Below are 16,700 nucleotides of genomic sequence, written 5' to 3'. Positions count from 1 at the left end.
TAGAAGAGCTCAAAAAAAGATATTGATATGAAAAATCACGAAAACACGCTATTTGCTATACCCCAATAGTTTGGGTAAAATGATTTGTCAACAGTCAGAAACTGTATAGAAAAATCTGCTATAAAATCATCGTAATGGACCCCTACCTGTAATGATTGCCCATTTTTTATCAGCTCGCAGGCATCATTTAAAACACTCCCCAACAGGTCTAATGATAAGCCAAAACATATAATTTCGGGATGATTAAATTTTTGATAAAGGCCGATGGTATAAGCGAATCCCGGCAGGAAACCATCTGGTTTCACCTGTATAATGTAGCAGCCGTATTGTTCCATGTTACGCTGAATTTTTTCCTGTGGAATAGGATCGTGATCACAGTGGTCCACGTTCAATGGATTATTTTTAAATTAATAAAATGTTACCTCTCCAGTATACTTATCCACATACCTGATACATCCCCCACCCTACCAACGCCGCCAGCAGCGTATTCAAAAAATTCACCGCATCATTTCCTATATAACGCTGACGCTCCAACGTAGCACCCAGCAAAGAATCTACCAGGTTACCCACCACACCTGCTATTAACACTACCAATATACGGCTATCCATTCCGAAGAAAGCACCGTATATCAACGCAATCAACAAGGCACCTGCGGCGCCCAGCAGCGTGCCTTCCAAACTGATAACGCCATCCAGTCCTTTGGGTTCCTTTTTAAAACTGAGGATATTATAAAAGTTACGACCGTACACCATGCCCAGTTCGGACGACAGTGTATCTGCGGTAGCCGAAGCCAGACTGGCCGCCAGCATAAGTATAAAGACCGTAGCATATGCCGGGTACAGCAGGGCCAGCAGGCCCATGATAGCCGCCACGCCACCGTTGGCAAATACCTGCGCGGCGGTACGTTGCCGGGGATGAGGATCCTCAGCAACAGCTTTCAGTTGTTTTTTATGAGAAGTGGCTTTTACACCGAGGATAAAAAAGGTGCCCAGCAATGCGAGGCCGCCATAGCCCGCGCCCAGGGCTGTCAACAGACCGACCAGGGCAGCCATGCCTGCTGCCGGTATGGTGAGTTTGCCGGCTTTAACACAAATGACGGCGACAGCGATGATCCCCATCACCACACCTAACAGTTCGAATGAAAAGGATAGTTGCATATTGAAGCGCAAAACTATACAAATATCTCATTCCTGTTTTTTAAATATAGGGGGCTGCTTTTTCTTTTACCCATTCATGCTGCAGGGCCCAGCTATTCCAAACGGATTTGGCCCATTTACGGATAGCGGCGTAGAGGTCTTCGTTGGTGTTTGCCCGTAGTACTTCCTGCACGGTAATGGCGGCGGCCTGTCCCGGAGGCGATATCGGTTCCCAGTGTTGTTTGGGGATGATGCTGTGTACATGTTGCACCTGGCGGCCGGTATATTGCAGTTCCAGTGCCAGATATAGCCCTATCAGGGCGTAAGCGGTGGTCATACCTTTGGCCACGCCGCCGGCGTGCTGGGCACTATACGCATCTACTGACAGCTGGTGGTGGAAGTCCGGATGTTCAAGGGCAAACGTACGGGCAGAAAGCTGATTGAAGAGGTCCAGGCATTCACCGGATGCATTATAGCGGTCGGAAGGGGCCAGTTGTTCATCTGCAAGATGCAGATGACAACCGGGGCAAATGATTTTATTTGCTGTCATAGCTGCTGAGTTAGTGCTGGTGTAAAACTTAAATTTAACGATTTTTACACCAGCACGAACGTTATTCCTGTACTAGACGAATCATGGTACTTAACTCGGTAATCAGGGCATCATCATTCCCTAAAAACCCACCTGAGCGGAAACGGATGTTCCCCTTGAAGCGAATTATTCTATACCGTAATCATTCGCTTCAATAGCTTTTTTGCTTACTGCCTTCAGCTTTTTGCTTACTTAACGTACCAATCTCTCAATCTCACGTCAATTCCTTTATTACCTGCATCTACCAGGCTTTTGAATTTATTCACATCACTAAAACCATCTTTACCACGGTAGTGATAAGGATATACTATTTTAGGTGCGAAAGCCAGTACTGCATCGGCAGCTTCCGGAACGTCCATCGTATAAGGCAGATTCATACATACAAAAGCAATATCGATATTTTTCAGGCTACGCATTTCCGGAATGCCCTGGGTATCGCCGGAGATATAGATATTCTTTTTGCCGTAGTTCAGTACATATCCATTACCTCTGCCTTTGGTATGCATGGCAGTAGCACTTTCCGGGATGTTATACATTGGAATAGCGGCTACACCAATACCGGACAATGATTTTTTATCACCGTTTTTCAGCACAATCACCTGAGCTTTATCCGCAGCGGACATTTTATCTGCCACCACCTGCGGTACAATGATGATCGTTTTCGCTGTTTTCACCGTTGCAATAGAAGCTGCGTCAAAGTGGTCGCCATGTATATCGGTAACCAGGATAATATCCGGCGCTGTCAGCCCGGTATACTTGTCCGCACCACCGGTCGGATCCACGTAGATAGTTGTTTTACCAGCCTGTAACACGAAACTGGCATGCTCAATGGGCTGAATGGTCAGCTGGCCATTGGCAGCGGGAATAACGTCTGGCTTCACCCGTTGTGCAGACACCATAGCAGCCGCAAAAAGGAAGCATAAGGAAAGAAAACTGATTTTCATAAAAAGTTGATTGTAGTTACTAAAGATACCCCGTTTATCCTTCTTTTTTAATAAAATGCTACATTCGTTGCTACTGTAAACGCATTTATATCGATGAGATCAGGGCTTACTATTCTTCTACTAATCTTCCTGGCTGGCCGCACATGTGCCCAATCTGACAGTAGTGCTACCGTTACTCCGGACAGCGCCGTTACCACCATCCGATCTGCTGATACGCTCATACGGTACCGTATCAACGGAGCTTACCTGGGCAGTATCTGGCAGGACCTGAAGTATACCGTAGCCAGGCCTGCGCACTGGGAGAAACGGGATTATATCCGGCTGGGCGTTGTTGGCGGTGTTGCCGGTATCCTGCTCGCAGGTGATTATGGTGTAAAACAGTTTTTTGTACACCACCAATCCAATTTCGTGACCAGCGTTACCGATCAGATAGAACCTTTCGGCAACGCGTACTCCCCCTACCTGGTAGCCGGCATGTATGTAGCCGGTGTGATCACCCACGATCGTAACCTGGAACATGGGAGCCTGATGGCAGCCAAATCGCTGATCATCTCCACCGTCATCTATGCTACTATCAAAAGCGTTATAAGAAGAGGCCGTCCTACTTACTACGATTCCCCCTTCGGCTTTGAGCCGCCCTTCACCAATGATAAACAACATACTTCTTTCCCTTCCGGGCATAGTCTTACGGTAATGACAGTAGCTACTGCCATGGCGGAACTATATGGAAAAGATCATCCCTGGGTACCCTGGGTCGCCTACGGCATTGCAGGACTCACCGGCGCCACCAGGCTATATGAAAACCGGCACTGGAGCAGTGATGTATGGGTAGGCCTGGCATTGGGGCATTTTGTAACCAAAAGCATTTTCAGACATCAACGGGAACTGGAACACAAAAAAGCCATGAAGCTATTAGCGGTGAGCTTATAATATTTAAAAAGAGGAATGGAGTGGCGATGGCAAAACCTGTATCACCTGGCGACTGGTGGCCATCACAAGAGAGGCATGGGAAAAGATCAAGAATCACCAGCGTGGGGAAAAATAAAGCGTTTACAGGGGCCGTTACTGGCTATTCTTACCGGCCCCTGTACATTCACTATTTAAGCTGACGCATATCTGCAAAAAACGCCACATTTCCACTCATATCTACCTTGTATGCGGCTGGTCTTCCTTTTTTATCAATCAACTCTATGAAATAATTATCCGCATCATCAAACTGCATCCCATAAAGGATCATATCTGTTTCATTGTCTTCGTTATCGTCAAAGAAAATAACTGGTGCCTGTTCATAATTCGAAAAATGTTTCCTGATTTCTTTTTGTCCGGCCGCCGGCAAATCATTGAACGACGCATGTGAAGTAGTCCCCACCAGCTGTGCATCGTTATCATAGTAGGCAGACATTTCCACCCCTTTTGCATTAACAAAAGTAGCTTTATCGAAATACGCTTCTCTTGTCCAGCTAACGTCCGTTACATTACCGAAGTCCACGGCAAACTGCTGCTGGGAGAACGAACTGATATCCTTTCCTTTCAATGCTTTTAACGTAACTTTTTGTGCATGACGCTCCTTACGCATTTCTTTATGACTGACTGCGGGGCCGCTGGTTTGCGCGTAAAGGGAACACGCTGCGATAGAGAAAGCAATTAACATGATTACCTTTTTCATGATGGCAAAATTTAAATGTTAACAAATAAACAATGCAGCACGAAGGGTTAAGTGGTATCATGATAACAACACGATATCGGCCTGGTTCAAAACGTTATGTTAAAAAATTATGTGTCCTGAGATGGCAGGGTATAAACAAACGCAAACGTATCCGGAGCTACTGCCTTTACCTGCAGGCTACCGTTCATTTTAGTCATAAAATCTCCACCCGTCACCAGCATCAGTTTATCTTCCGGTTGTGGCAGATCCAATAAACACAGCAGTGCCGGGGTAACAGTAACGGGGTGGCCTTCCATCCAAACAATTGTTTCTCCATCCTGTTGTTCTGCTTTGATCCGGATGGTACCTCCATGACCGGTAAGGGCTATGATTTGTCGCAGCAGGGTACGATGTACAAACTGCAGCATATCAGGATCGGCAGCTACTGCCGTTGCTAATGGAACGTGTATGTCGATGCTGAGTCCTTTATTATCCACATCGGCCTGCATGCTATCTGTTACTTTCGGAAGCATCTCTGTGATGTCACAGGCCACAGGATGAAACACGAAGTCAGAAAACTGCGATTTTATCCACCGCAGGATGCCGTCAAAATTATCCAGGGTGACGCGGGAATCCTGCTCTACCCGCACAATACTGTCCAACAGCGCCTTACGATCATGTGTACCGCGTTGCCATAACGCCGCAGTTTCGATGATATCTTTTATGGGGGTCCGAAAGTCCTGTGCTATCAATGATAACAACCGGTTCTTAAAATCATCCCCTGCCTGTAATCGTGTATTCTTTTCCGTGATACCGGCATTCAATGTCGCCAGGGCTACGGCATACTGACGGGAAGCATAATAGGATAAACAGTAAATAGCTGTAAAAATAAGTAATAGTATCAGCAGGGATAATAAAAATATCAGCAACCACCGATGGCTGGTTCTCTGCAAATCACTTTGTATAATGGCTTGTTGCTGCAGCTGGTTGGTAATTTGCAGTTCCTGCATTTGCTGTTCTTTCAGGAAATAACTGATATAGTCTACCACAGGAAGTTTACCTGCTTCCGATTGTTCGAATGTGGCCAACTGTCGGATCGATGCCCCATAAAGTGCCATTCTTCTCCAGTCCTTCTGGGGTAAATAATGAGCGTATAAATTGGGTACCTCGTCCATGATGGCTTCATTATCGCCTATTTCTTTTGCCAGCAGGAAAATTTTTTCCGCATATGCAATCGAATCTACTTTATATCCTTGTTGCATAACATCACCTTTTAAATGATCATACGCAGTAAGGGATTCATCCGGCAATCCTTTTTTATATGCTTCCTCTGCGAGTTCATTGATCCGTTTTTCCGTTTGTGCGAAAGGTCTATTTTTTATCGTGGTCATGGTTTCAAACAACCTGGCCTCGTACCATTCCATACCATATGGATTTTTAGCAGCAATGCTGCGTAACTCTTTCAACGCCCATTTAACAGAATCGCTTTTCGCCGGATTTCCCCAGTAGTATTCAAGGTAATTAATCAGGTTCACGGCATACTCATCCGGTTTAAGAAACCGTTTGCACAGTAGTAATGACTGCTGTTCGTATTCCTGCGCTTTACCAAGGTTCCCTTCAGCCCTGTAAGCGAGTGCGAGGTTACTGAAATCGGTGCCGATGCTTCCGGAATCACGCAGTGCTTCATCTACCTGTAATGCCTTGTAATTATAAATGATGGCCAGTTTCGTATTTCGCTTTCTTGTATAAAACAAGGCAAAGTTTGTATACGCAAAAGATTGTCCTTTTTCATCATGCCGGCGCAGGGATATTTCCAGCGCCTGGGTGACATACCAGAAACAGCTATCCAGGTTGTTCCGGTGGTGGTAAAAGGCCAGATTATTCAATGTTTGTACATACTCACTGCTGTCTTTTGCCCGGTGCAGTTTTTCATGCAACCTCCTAAAGTTATCCGTTTGGGCAAGCGTTGTTTGCCAGCTGGCAAAAGCAGCTATGCTATATAACAGATATTTTAAGCCTTGTGGTATCATTCTTTATTGCAATTGAGGAGGTTTTACCAGGAGCAACGTATAAGAAAGCAAGGCTCCTCCTTCGGAGAGATTGCCGGCTTTTATTTCTCCATTCATCTTATAAATAAAGTCACGGCAAATGATCAACGCCAGTCCTGCACCCTGCTGCTCACCTGTGTGTCTCTGGTTACTATATTCAAACAGGTATGGCAAAATATCTTCCGGTATACCAGGCCCCTGGTCTGCCACCGATAAGGTCATATGGTCCATGTCTGTGTTGCTGCTGATACGTAGTATTCCTTTCACCGGAGAAAACCTGACAGCATTATGAATGAAGTTACGATGCACGAACTGTAACATCTCCCGGTTTGCCCAAACAGCTGCGGTATCAGGAATGCTGATGTCAATCTGCAACTGTTTACCACGGATAAGACTTTCCATATATTGAATTACTTCGGGGATCATGTCTGCCGGTTTACAGGCTTCCGGCGTATACACAAACCCGGAGGACTGAGAGCTGATCCAGGCCAGTATATTATCAAAGATCTGCAGGGTATATCCGGCAGTACGTTCCACCTCTATCATCCACCCGGTGGCTTCTTCTGTGGTTAACACTTCTTCTTTCAGAAAAACGGCGATATTAATGATGTTGCTCAGCGGGGCTCTGAAATCATGTGCCACCACAGACACCAGCTTATTTTTGAAATCGTCATGTTCCTGCAGTAGCTTATTTTTCGCCTGCATTTCCTGGTTCTTTGCAGCGAGGAAACCGGCATTTCTTTTCATCTTTTTATATGCCCGGAAAAAGTACCAGCCTGTGAGTGTAGCCAGCACCAGTAATATGGAAAGAAATCCTGCCAGGTACAGTCGTCCCCTGGTTTCCAGTTGCTGTTTATATAACAATTTCTCCTGGATAGCACGTTTCAGTTGTAAGGAATGTATATCATGTTGCTGGGTATAAAAGGAGAGATAATCCATTTCACCATCAGATTTAATGGCGGTTCTTTTCTCCAGGATGTCCAGCAGTATGCCACTGTAGTGTGCAGCGCTATCAGGTTTACCGGCTTTTGTGTACCAATCAAATAACTGGATAACATAAGGCAGCATGCTGACCTGATAACCTCCTCTTTCAGATAAGGTAACCATCTGTGAGAGATATTGAATGGAATCGGCCTGGTGGCTGGCGGCCCTGGCAGTAGCCATCAGGTGGCAGGCATTCATGCCGGTATAGTTGTAACCATTCCCTGAAGCAAAGGCAATCAATGACGACAAATTGGTTTCAGCGGCAGCGGTATCCTTCTTCCGGAGCAAATCTTTTATGTCCAGTAAGTCCAGCTGAAGAAGGGCTGGCTGATCAGCGTGCCGGGTGAAGATATTACGGGCGGTTGTTACTGCCCAGCGAACGGAATCCGCCTTTTGTGGATCGTTCCTGTTTACGCTGGCATAATGCATTAATGCCAGCGCATACACACTGTCATTCCCGAAGCGATGTCCTATCGCCATCGCTCTGCCGGCGTAATCCACTGCAGATGGGTGCTGACCTGACTGCTGATAATATGCACTGATACAAACATATATCTGGCCTATTCCGATGCTATCGTTCAATTTTTCATAGGCCTGCAAAGCATCCATGTAATAACGAATAGACAAATAGTGGTTATTATTCTCCCCATAATAGTTACCGAGCGTCTGCCATGCATCTGCCTTCCCTTTTGTATAATCCAGCCGGGTAGCAATTTCCCTGGCCTGCCTGGCGTAGAAAAATGTAGTATCCAGCTTTTTTTGTTGCGCTAAAATTGCCTGATGATTCAACTTATCCACATAACGCATACTGTCCACCGATATATCCCGGGCATGCAGTAAACCTGCATAACATAGAAAGCAGATCAATCCGAAACCTCTCCACACGGCCTTCATCGGTTTGATTGCCTGAATGATCATAAATACCTGCGTGTTTGGTGAACAATGACTATCACTATTATTAGTGAGCAGCATGAATGGTATGCTTAAACGGTTTATTCCCCGGAGAGCCCGTTGGATATGTTTTTCAATAGTATGTTGAAAGATAATAGTGTATAATCCGATAATGTTTTTATTTTTCTTAATATCCTGTGATTAACGTTCGCTTAACGTCAATTGCTCCTGAATATAAGAAATATTATTCAGATATGAGATCCTCCCTTGGGGGCTCAATGGAATTGTTTGGCAATTCCTCCCCACTGTTTTATCTTCCCGCAAACTTTCCGATATCATGAAAAGAATTGTAGCCATCCTTGTTTTAATAGCCGCCTGTAATAGCAGCTTTGCACAGGAAGCAGAGGTGTACCAGGAACCCAGTAAAGAAACCGTTGCCTACCAGGAATACCGTGAAAAAATAACCAGGCCGCCATATGGGCTGGAGAAGGTATTAATGATGATAAAAAAAATAGAGGGCAACGATGAAAACATGGTGCTCAAGCAGAAAGACTACCTGACATTATCCCTACGGGAGAAGTTTACCTATCATATGATTAACGCGGAATCGTATAGCCAGAACTGCGATGCCATGCCACCCGTGATGGATGCTGAGAAAAAAATCTTTGCGCAGCTCCCGGATGCATTCGGTGAATATAGCTGGAGTGAGCGTCAACTGAATTTTCTCCATGCCAACCGCGACTCCGTGATGGCGTTGATGATCGAATCTATTGGCAGAAGCAACCGTGTAGGCGTGAATTATAAAAAAGCTATTATTGAAATCAATGGCAGGGAAATGATTCCTTTGCTGATCAACACTTATAACAGGGATCATAAAGACAAAGACATTCTTACCCTGTTAATGATCCTGATGAAAAACAATGAGTACACACCTTTCCTGACTTCTGCTTCCTATAAAAAATTATATGCAGACGGAGACAGCAGCTATCATGCTTTTCTCAATTTCAACACCGCCAATGAAGAGCTGATCATACAGCGGGCCAACAATTTTTATAATGCACTTCCTAAAAAAGGTTAGTAGTGTACTCCTGCTGCTGATCAGCGTTCATGCTGGGCTGGCGCAGGACAAATGCGGCTATGTGCTGGTGCCCAAAGGGCACTATTGGATCGGCAAAAAACAACATACGCTGAATCCGCGGCGGCAGCTGAACACTGACTCTTTTTATATCGCCGCCTGCGAAACCACCAACCGGCAATTTGCCGCATTTGTGGCGGCTACCGGCTATATAACAGATGCAGAGCAACGGCATGATGCCCTCGTGTTTGTTCCGGGGCTGCGGGAATTTGAGTGGCATAACGACAGCACCGCTTTCTGGCGTTTCCCCAATGGCATTAGTATTGGTGGTATTGAAAATAAAATGGATCACCCGGTCACCACCATCAGTTATAAAGATGCCCTGGCCTATTGCGAATGGGCCGGGGTAAGACTGCCTACCCTGGAGGAATGGGAAATAGCTTCCCGCGCAGGCACTGCCACCGATTATTTTTTCGGCGCCACCAATGCCCAGATCGGCCGCTACGCCAATATCTGGCATGGACAAGACCATTTGCAGGCCGACAGTTCAGACGGTTATATGTATACCTCACCCACCGGCAGCTTTCAGCCAAATGCGTGGGGACTGTATGATATGTATGGTAATGTATTTGAATTCTGTTCCGGTAAGGTACTCCCCAATGAAAGTCCTACCGTAGCACATGCCCGTGGCGGCTCCTGGTGGTGCAGTAAGGCAGCCTGTTCTTTTTTCAATTCTGCCGATATTGGCCGGGTGAATAAGCGGGCGTCATTCAGCAACCAGGGATTCAGGGTAGTGAAAAAAAGTGCAGTACAATAGCTGTACTTTCCCAACAGTCGGGGATACTATCTCTCACGCTCAGGCCTGTACGCGGGCGGTAACATCGGAAAAGTATTGGGCATAACGCCTACGGGAATACGTTGTTGTGCAACGGTAGCCATTGACAACAGCAACCTGTCAGCATGGCCATTGATCGGTGAATCATTATCTTTTATTGCTGTGAAGAAATTTTACGTGGATTATTTCCCGGCATGTTTCCGTAAGATACATTTTCCGGGGAAAGACCGGCTGTTCACATTTTTTTTTGCTCAAAAGAACAAAATACAACGTTGGGAGTTTATATAAAAGAAATGTCCGTCATGAAAAAGGTATTTCTCCTGCTATTACTAAGCCCGCTGTCCATGGTGGCTCAAAAGCAGCTCCTGATCAACAATGTACAGTTATTCAACGGCAAGGAAAACAAAACGGAAAATGTGAATGTGCTGGTCACGGATCGTTTAATCACTAAAATCTCCCGGGAGCCTATTCCTACCAATAAAAGCATGTTCGTAACGATCATTGACGGGCGACATAAGTTTCTCATGCCGGGTATGATAGATGCGCACTGGCATGCGTTTATGTGTGCCAATACCATGATGGATATGATGATGGGGGAACAGAGCTTCCTTTTTATCCGCGCCGCCAAAGAATCAGAGCGTACGTTGCTGAGGGGATTCACGTCCGTCCGGGATCTGGCCGGTCCTGTATTCGGGATTAAAAGAGCCATTGATATGGGCATACAACCTGGCCCCAGGATTTATCCGAGTGGGGCTATGATTTCTCAGACTTCTGGTCATGGTGACTTTAACCTCATCAGTGACCCTCCGCGGATGTCATCCAATACTGTTGCCCGCCCGGAAGCATTGGGAGTGGGCATCATTGCAGATGGCTACCAGGAAGTATTGGTGGCTACCCGCGAACAACTAAAACACGGGGCTACGCAGATAAAGCTGGCAGCAGGTGGCGGTGTGGCGTCATCTTATGATCCACTGGAGGCTACGCAATATTCTGTGGAAGAAATGAAAGCTGCAGTGCAGGCGGCCGGTGATTTCGGCACCTATGTAACCGTACATGTATATACTACGGAAGGCGTAAAACGGGCGGTAGCTGCCGGTGTAAAATGTATTGATCATGGACACCTCATGGATGAAGAATGTGTAAAAATGCTGGCTGACAAAGGTATCTGGCTGAGCATGCAACCATTCGACGGACAAACAAATACTTATAGCGATCCTCAACAGGCAGCCGACAGCAAGAAAGTCGGGGAAGGCACTGCCAATGTATACCAATGGGCGAAAAAATATAAGGTAAAACTGGCCTGGGGAACAGATCTCCTCTTTAATCCTGCCGGTACTAAAAACCAGAACGCCAATATTATCAAGCTGAAATCCTGGTTTAGCAATTTTGAAATCCTGAAGATGATCACCTATGATAATGCACAACTGCTGGCCCTTTCCGGCGCCAGGAATCCATATCCCGGCAAACTGGGTGTGCTGGAAGAAGGCGCTTATGCAGACATGTTGCTCGTAGATGGAGACCCCTTACAAAATATTGAACTGTTGGGAGATCCGGAAAAAAATCTGCTACTCGTCATTAAAGACGGTACCGTCTTTAAAAACATACTACCCACACCGTAACATCAAAATAAAAACCAGATCATCGCCACTGCTGCTGCCGTCATTAAAATAAGCGTCAGCGCACCCAACAAATTCGAAAACTTAGAGTTTGTGAATTCCCTCATGATCTTTTTATTGTTGCCGATGTGCATGATCATGGCAATCATGACCGGAGCCGTTAAACCATAAGCTATGGCCGTGTACAGCAATGCCTTAATAGGACTCACATCCAGAAAATCGAGCGACAACCCCACAATCAGCGAAACGATGATGGAAATATAGAATGGCTTCGCCTGTGAAAATTTCTTGTCCAGTCCGGCCTGCCAGCCCAATGTTTCTGCCAGCATATACGATTGCGAACCTGCCAGCACTGGTATGGCCAGTAAGCCCGTGCCCAGTACCCCCGTGGCAAAAATGAGATAAGTCAGTTTCCCTGCCAGTGGCTGCAGCGCCTTCGCGGCCTGATCTACTGTATCTATTTGTGTTACCCCGGCAGGAAACAATACACTACCGGTAGTGAGGATAATAAAAAACATCACGATATTGGAAAACAACATACCGGTGTTCACATCTGTCTTCATATCACTTAATACTGCTTTATCCACCACAATACCTTTGGTGCTATGTGCCATATCTTCTGCCTCCATAGTCGTTTGCCAGAAAAAAAGATAAGGCGAAATAGTGGTGCCTAAAATAGCCACGATAATGGAGAAAAAATCTTTATTATACCCGATAGTGGGAATGAAGGTATTCCTCGCCACGGCCCCCCAATCCTGCTTTATCATAAAAGGCACAATGATATACAACAGCAGCGACATACAAAGCCACTTCAATATCCTGGCAATCTTCTGATAGGAGTACCGGATGATTACATACATCATGATAGCCGTAACGGCTACACAAAAAACGGATACCGGTATAGCCGGAAAGATCATATGACATACCGCCCCCATGCCCTGAATATCGGCGCCCAGATTAAGCGTAATGGCCGGAAAGCTGAACAACAACATGATATATAATACCGGCCGGGGATAGTATTTTTTTAACGTCACTGTTAATCCCTGGCAGGTCACCAATCCTATGCGGGCACACATGCCCTGCACACCGGCCATTAATGGGAAAGTCAACAGGGATGTCCACAGCGTGGTTAATCCAAACTGTGCCCCTGCCTGCGAATAAGTAGCTATGCCGGAAGGGTCATCATCGCTGGCACCTGTGATTAATCCGGGGCCTAATTTCTTAAAGAAAACGGCGAGCTTATTTTCGGATGCAGATGTAGGCATGAATTATCGGAATTAATGGGTAGACAGTAAGTTAAACCAAAATTTGCAGAATCGGTGAAGCCTCAAACAGTGAAAAACCGGTTCATCCGGGCATCATAAAAAGGGTGTACCGAATGAATCGATACACCCCGGTTTATATCCGTCCGTTCCCCTCAGAACGTATGCATATACTCTTTATAGCGATTGTATAAATGTCCGGCCTGCAGGTAAGCCGACTGCGGACTCATGAAATGTGAGAACTCAAACGTGATGGCTTTATCGTAACCGGCACGGCGTGCTGCTTCCAGCTTCAGGCGAAGTTTCTCAAATTTAATCGGCAGAAATTTAATCGGCATATCCCTGTCAAAACTTTCGGCATTGGTCCAGCATTGCAGGCCATAACGATCGGCCATCATTTTGTTGACCCGGAAAAAGTCTTCCAGTTCATTGTAATCGATATGCCCATCCTGGAAAGCTACCGCATCTACGGCGCCACGGATGCCATCAAATATTTCACTCCACTCCTTTTCATGTTCCTCCAAGGATACCGAATCTGCTTTGGTTAGCTGACCAGCAGCTGCCATCACCGCTTTTTTACCATCTATCCAGGGAGAGATGAGGGTAGGCAGTCCGTTGCTCACTGCCTTACATTGTAGGCCCAGTGTGCGGAAAGCGGTGGCCGCTCCTTTTGTTTTACGGCTGATTTCCATAGACAGGTACCAGCCTTTAAAACTTTTATGATGGCCATAGGTTTTCCATACTTCTTCTATCACAAAACGGTTGCTGTCTGTTTCATATTGCATATCGCCGGTATCCCAGTATTTGCCGCTGTCGTACAGCCCGAAATAAAACTGCATATCCAGTTCATCGGCCAGCTCCAGGTACATTTTCACCAGGTCTACCGGTGGCTCATAACAACCAAATTCCTGGATGAGGTACCTGGAAGGATAAGTAATAAACTTGCGGTAACCGCTGCGGATCAGGATCACCGTATCTATCCCGATGGCCTTCATGTGTTCAAAGTCCCTGCGCCATTCTTCCCGGCCCCAGTTCTGATGCGGGATATCATGGCTGATTTCATCTATAAACGTTCCTGTAATTTTCATTATAATAACTTTTTACGCTGCAATATCCCCTTCCATACCTGGTAGCCGGCACCGGTTAAATGCAAACCATCGTTGGTATAAGCGCTGCTTAATTTACCAACATTATCGCACATTTCATTGTACAAATTTACGTAGGTGCATCCCCGTTGTGCCGACAGTATTTCCAGCTGCTGATTTACCGACTGTATATGAGCTTCCTGATGCTGGTGGCGGGCAAATTCTGTAAACGCATCATTCGTAGGCAATATGCTCTGCACATATAGTTTTGTTGCGGGAGATGCCAGCCGAATACGGCGAATGATCTGCGTATAGTTCGCCAGAATAACACTGTCCGGCACTCCCTCTGCGATATCATTGATCCCGATCATCAGAAATATGCGGGCAGGTTTCCTGTCCGTTACTTCGGATAACCGGTTTAAGATACCGGCAGTTTTATCGCCGCTGATACCCCGGTTTTTAATCTTAGGATTTTTCAACAGCTCGGACCATTCTGCGATGTCCGTAATACTATCTCCCAGAAAAATTACTTCACCGGCATCGGTATCCGGAATCCCCATAAACTGGGTCACCTTTTGCCGGTAATAGGAGCTGCCATAGGTACTGTCGTACTGAGCGGCCACGGAAACAGGCCATAGCAACATGCCTGCGGCCAATGCATATTTTTTCATCCTGCTATACTTTTTCCGGGATCAACGGAACGGGTGTTTTGTAAGGTACATTTTCACCGGCAGTAATATCCAGGCGATCGTACCAGGTAAATTTAAGGATGACCATACAGGCCAGCCATACACCCATTGCCAGGAATCCTTTTTCAAAATAGCCAAATACAAAACAAATGGGCATAATCACCATGCTCATCTGCCAGCAAATGCCTACCAGTATATTTAAGAGATCCCATTTAAATTGTTGATTCGGTATAAACGAAGGATCGGCCATTTTTGCCCAGCGCGCTACCGGCTTCCACCAACCCCATGGACGGGTGTTTACATAAAAGCCGGTAAGCACCTGCTGGTTGGCAGCCGGTGTCAGCAGGCAACCCAGTACACTACCGGTCATAGAAAATACCAGGATGATAAAGAACGAAATCAAGGTACCAATACCGCTGCCGAAAAGATCGGCATATTGCGGGAAATAAGCCGTTGCCAACAAGTCCATCAGTTTAGGCACAAACGTGGCGGAGATAAGTCCTACCAACATACCGGAGAAATAGCCGTAGCCGTTGAACCGCCACCAGATCCACTTCAATACGTTGGCCGCTGCGTAACCGCCGTAAAGGGCAGAAGAAATCCACAACGTGAGCGAACTGAGTGAGTTGGCAAACAATCCAAAAATACAGCCGGTAAGGATCACCGCTATGGAAGTAATATAACTCCACTTCACATAATGCCCCGGTGCTTCGTTGGGTCTGAAATATTTTTTATAGAAATCGTTCACCAGGTAAGCCGGCGCCGCATTTACAAAGGCCGAAAAAGTGCTCATGAACGAAGCCAGTAATCCAGCCAGCACCACGCCTCTCACCCCTGCGGGCAAATAACCACCCACTACCCGGCTGAGAATAATTTCAAAATCAGGTTTTGCCTGTCCCTGTAATACTGGCATTAAATAGTTGATGCCTATCAGGGTTAATGCACTCACCATCATGAACAGCGGAATGTATAATACCAGGTTGGTAAAGCCGGTAAGCATGGCAGCCTCCTTTGGCTTTTTGGCACTGAGGATACGTTGCATGTCAAACCCTGGCACAGGACCAGCGAGACTCGAAAATATGCCTTTGGCAATCATCATCATCACCAATGCACCAAACCAGGTAAAACCATCTTCTGCTACTTTCTGATTGGCCTGCGGGAAAGTGGTGGTCCAGTTGACATCCAGTTTCCAGGTGGGCCAGAAATTACTCCAGCCTTCCGGCACTCTTTTATGCAGCGCTGTATAGTTCACATCGTGCACGGCGTAAGTTACCACCAGCACACAGCTCACCAGCAGGATACCATATTGCAGTACCTCTGTGGCTACCACGCTGTACATGCCACCTTTTACGGTATATAAAGTGGTTAATGCCACAATTATAACCGCATAGGTTTGCTGACTTGTGAGCAGCGGATTAGTGAGGTCCCAGGGCAAAATGCTGCCGCTGAATTTGCCGATGCCTACAAATACATACCCGATAAATCCGATCACGCTCACAATAGCAAACAGCACCACAATAATATGTGCCAGCCTGCCGCCGCGGTCATCGCCAAAACGTTTGATGATCCAGTCGGCCCCTGTCATAGCGTTGCTTCGCCGGATCCACACCGCCAGGAATACCATCACAAAAATCTGGTTCCAGATAGGCCACAACCAGGGCAGCCACGCGGCTTTGAAGCCATATACAAATAAGAGCGCCACATAAAAAGCTGTGCCGCTTACATCAAACATGCCACTACTATTGCTGAATCCCAGCCAGTACCATTTGATATTATTATCTCCCAGGAAATACGACTGGATATTTTTGGAAGCTTTCTTCGATATCCAGAATCCGAGTCCCACAATAATGGCCAGATAAAGAAAGATGATCACAATGTCTATTGTCGCCAGATTCATGAT

General features: G+C 46.2%; 16 protein-coding genes. 5 read left to right on the top strand and 11 right to left on the bottom strand.

Features of this window, described 5'->3' with window-relative positions:
* Positions 1-35: 35 nt before the first annotated feature.
* From AC1DCV_RS27075 to AC1DCV_RS27060, 4 genes are all read right to left on the bottom strand, one after another.
* Positions 36-335 carry a DUF4262 domain-containing protein gene (locus AC1DCV_RS27075; RefSeq protein ID WP_477026281.1) on the bottom strand — a complete coding sequence of 100 codons (300 nt, stop codon included), beginning with the start codon at positions 333-335 and terminating at the stop codon, positions 36-38.
* 100 nt (positions 336-435) lie between these two features.
* Positions 436-1,158: a DUF92 domain-containing protein gene (locus tag AC1DCV_RS27070; RefSeq protein ID WP_477026113.1), complete on the bottom strand. Its 723-nt coding sequence runs from the start codon at positions 1,156-1,158 to the stop codon at positions 436-438.
* Positions 1,159-1,198: 40 nt separating this feature from the next.
* Positions 1,199-1,687, bottom strand: a complete 489-nt coding sequence (locus tag AC1DCV_RS27065) for a DUF5946 family protein (RefSeq protein ID WP_477026112.1) — start codon at positions 1,685-1,687, stop codon at positions 1,199-1,201.
* A 227-nt stretch (positions 1,688-1,914) separates the two neighbouring features.
* On the bottom strand, positions 1,915-2,670 hold the full coding sequence (locus AC1DCV_RS27060) for an MBL fold metallo-hydrolase (protein ID WP_477026111.1): 756 nt from the start codon (positions 2,668-2,670) through the stop codon (positions 1,915-1,917).
* Positions 2,671-2,763: 93 nt separating this feature from the next.
* On the opposite strand from AC1DCV_RS27060, the gene AC1DCV_RS27055 reads away from it, so the two are divergent.
* Entirely contained in the window at positions 2,764-3,600 is an 837-nt protein-coding gene (locus AC1DCV_RS27055; protein ID WP_477026110.1) for a phosphatase PAP2 family protein, read from the top strand.
* 15 nt (positions 3,601-3,615) lie between these two features.
* Positions 3,616-3,774: a hypothetical protein gene (locus tag AC1DCV_RS27050; protein ID WP_477026109.1), complete on the top strand. Its 159-nt coding sequence runs from the start codon at positions 3,616-3,618 to the stop codon at positions 3,772-3,774.
* On the opposite strand, the gene AC1DCV_RS27045 is transcribed toward AC1DCV_RS27050, so the two are convergent.
* The 3 genes from AC1DCV_RS27045 to AC1DCV_RS27035 form a co-directional block, all read right to left on the bottom strand.
* Positions 3,767-4,336, bottom strand: a complete 570-nt coding sequence (locus AC1DCV_RS27045) for a hypothetical protein (protein ID WP_477026108.1) — start codon at positions 4,334-4,336, stop codon at positions 3,767-3,769. The genes AC1DCV_RS27050 and AC1DCV_RS27045 overlap by 8 nt on opposite strands.
* A 107-nt stretch (positions 4,337-4,443) precedes the next feature.
* Complete coding sequence (locus AC1DCV_RS27040; protein WP_477026107.1) at positions 4,444-6,345, bottom strand: ATP-binding protein; 1,902 nt, start codon at positions 6,343-6,345, stop codon at positions 4,444-4,446.
* A gap of 3 nt (positions 6,346-6,348) precedes the next feature.
* Complete coding sequence (locus AC1DCV_RS27035; RefSeq protein ID WP_477026106.1) at positions 6,349-8,265, bottom strand: ATP-binding protein; 1,917 nt, start codon at positions 8,263-8,265, stop codon at positions 6,349-6,351.
* Between the two features lie 310 nt (positions 8,266-8,575).
* Between AC1DCV_RS27035 and AC1DCV_RS27030 the strand changes: the two genes are divergently transcribed.
* The 3 genes from AC1DCV_RS27030 to AC1DCV_RS27020 all read left to right on the top strand — a co-directional run bounded on the left by AC1DCV_RS27030 (position 8,576) and on the right by AC1DCV_RS27020 (position 11,767).
* Positions 8,576-9,316: a hypothetical protein gene (locus AC1DCV_RS27030; RefSeq protein WP_477026105.1), complete on the top strand. Its 741-nt coding sequence runs from the start codon at positions 8,576-8,578 to the stop codon at positions 9,314-9,316.
* A complete protein-coding gene (locus AC1DCV_RS27025; protein ID WP_477026104.1) occupies positions 9,294-10,130 on the top strand; it encodes a formylglycine-generating enzyme family protein in 837 nt (278 codons plus the stop codon). The genes AC1DCV_RS27030 and AC1DCV_RS27025 overlap by 23 nt, the downstream gene beginning before the upstream one ends.
* A gap of 320 nt (positions 10,131-10,450) precedes the next feature.
* Positions 10,451-11,767 (top strand): metal-dependent hydrolase family protein, encoded by a 1,317-nt coding sequence (locus AC1DCV_RS27020; RefSeq protein WP_477026103.1) that lies wholly within the window; start codon positions 10,451-10,453, stop codon positions 11,765-11,767.
* Positions 11,768-11,769: 2 nt separating this feature from the next.
* Here AC1DCV_RS27020 and AC1DCV_RS27015 read toward each other — a convergent pair whose 3' ends face one another.
* From AC1DCV_RS27015 to AC1DCV_RS27000, 4 genes are all read right to left on the bottom strand, one after another.
* Positions 11,770-13,029 (bottom strand): NRAMP family divalent metal transporter, encoded by a 1,260-nt coding sequence (locus AC1DCV_RS27015; RefSeq protein WP_477026102.1) that lies wholly within the window; start codon positions 13,027-13,029, stop codon positions 11,770-11,772.
* 152 nt (positions 13,030-13,181) lie between these two features.
* Entirely contained in the window at positions 13,182-14,114 is a 933-nt protein-coding gene (locus AC1DCV_RS27010; protein WP_477026101.1) for a DUF4434 domain-containing protein, read from the bottom strand.
* On the bottom strand, positions 14,114-14,782 hold the full coding sequence (locus AC1DCV_RS27005) for a GDSL-type esterase/lipase family protein (protein ID WP_477026100.1): 669 nt from the start codon (positions 14,780-14,782) through the stop codon (positions 14,114-14,116). The genes AC1DCV_RS27010 and AC1DCV_RS27005 overlap by 1 nt, the downstream gene beginning before the upstream one ends.
* Positions 14,783-14,786: 4 nt before the next feature.
* Positions 14,787-16,697 carry a sodium:solute symporter family protein gene (locus tag AC1DCV_RS27000; RefSeq protein WP_477026099.1) on the bottom strand — a complete coding sequence of 637 codons (1,911 nt, stop codon included), beginning with the start codon at positions 16,695-16,697 and terminating at the stop codon, positions 14,787-14,789.
* Positions 16,698-16,700: the final 3 nt, after the last annotated feature.

The organism is Chitinophaga sp. 10T418 (assembly GCF_056394125.1).
The sequence above is the reverse complement of the archived record's forward strand: the minus strand, read 5'-3'. Positions and strand labels throughout refer to the sequence as shown.

Excerpts from the sequence above, each read along its gene's own strand:
- AC1DCV_RS27040 (WP_477026107.1), bottom strand. The coding sequence starts at position 6,345 with ATGATACCACAAGGCTTAAAATATCTGTTATATAGCATAGCTGCTTTT.
- AC1DCV_RS27035 (WP_477026106.1), bottom strand. The coding sequence starts at position 8,265 with ATGATCATTCAGGCAATCAAACCGATGAAGGCCGTGTGGAGAGGTTTC.
- AC1DCV_RS27055 (WP_477026110.1), top strand. The coding sequence starts at position 2,764 with ATGAGATCAGGGCTTACTATTCTTCTACTAATCTTCCTGGCTGGCCGC.
- AC1DCV_RS27020 (WP_477026103.1), top strand. The coding sequence starts at position 10,451 with ATGAAAAAGGTATTTCTCCTGCTATTACTAAGCCCGCTGTCCATGGTG.
- AC1DCV_RS27070 (WP_477026113.1), bottom strand. The coding sequence starts at position 1,158 with ATGCAACTATCCTTTTCATTCGAACTGTTAGGTGTGGTGATGGGGATC.
- AC1DCV_RS27060 (WP_477026111.1), bottom strand. The coding sequence starts at position 2,670 with ATGAAAATCAGTTTTCTTTCCTTATGCTTCCTTTTTGCGGCTGCTATG.
- AC1DCV_RS27030 (WP_477026105.1), top strand. The coding sequence starts at position 8,576 with ATGAAAAGAATTGTAGCCATCCTTGTTTTAATAGCCGCCTGTAATAGC.
- AC1DCV_RS27000 (WP_477026099.1), bottom strand. The coding sequence starts at position 16,697 with ATGAATCTGGCGACAATAGACATTGTGATCATCTTTCTTTATCTGGCC.
- AC1DCV_RS27025 (WP_477026104.1), top strand. The coding sequence starts at position 9,294 with ATGCACTTCCTAAAAAAGGTTAGTAGTGTACTCCTGCTGCTGATCAGC.
- AC1DCV_RS27050 (WP_477026109.1), top strand. The coding sequence starts at position 3,616 with ATGGAGTGGCGATGGCAAAACCTGTATCACCTGGCGACTGGTGGCCAT.
- AC1DCV_RS27005 (WP_477026100.1), bottom strand. The coding sequence starts at position 14,782 with ATGAAAAAATATGCATTGGCCGCAGGCATGTTGCTATGGCCTGTTTCC.
- AC1DCV_RS27045 (WP_477026108.1), bottom strand. The coding sequence starts at position 4,336 with ATGAAAAAGGTAATCATGTTAATTGCTTTCTCTATCGCAGCGTGTTCC.
- AC1DCV_RS27075 (WP_477026281.1), bottom strand. The coding sequence starts at position 335 with ATGGAACAATACGGCTGCTACATTATACAGGTGAAACCAGATGGTTTC.
- AC1DCV_RS27065 (WP_477026112.1), bottom strand. The coding sequence starts at position 1,687 with ATGACAGCAAATAAAATCATTTGCCCCGGTTGTCATCTGCATCTTGCA.
- AC1DCV_RS27010 (WP_477026101.1), bottom strand. The coding sequence starts at position 14,114 with ATGAAAATTACAGGAACGTTTATAGATGAAATCAGCCATGATATCCCG.
- AC1DCV_RS27015 (WP_477026102.1), bottom strand. The coding sequence starts at position 13,029 with ATGCCTACATCTGCATCCGAAAATAAGCTCGCCGTTTTCTTTAAGAAA.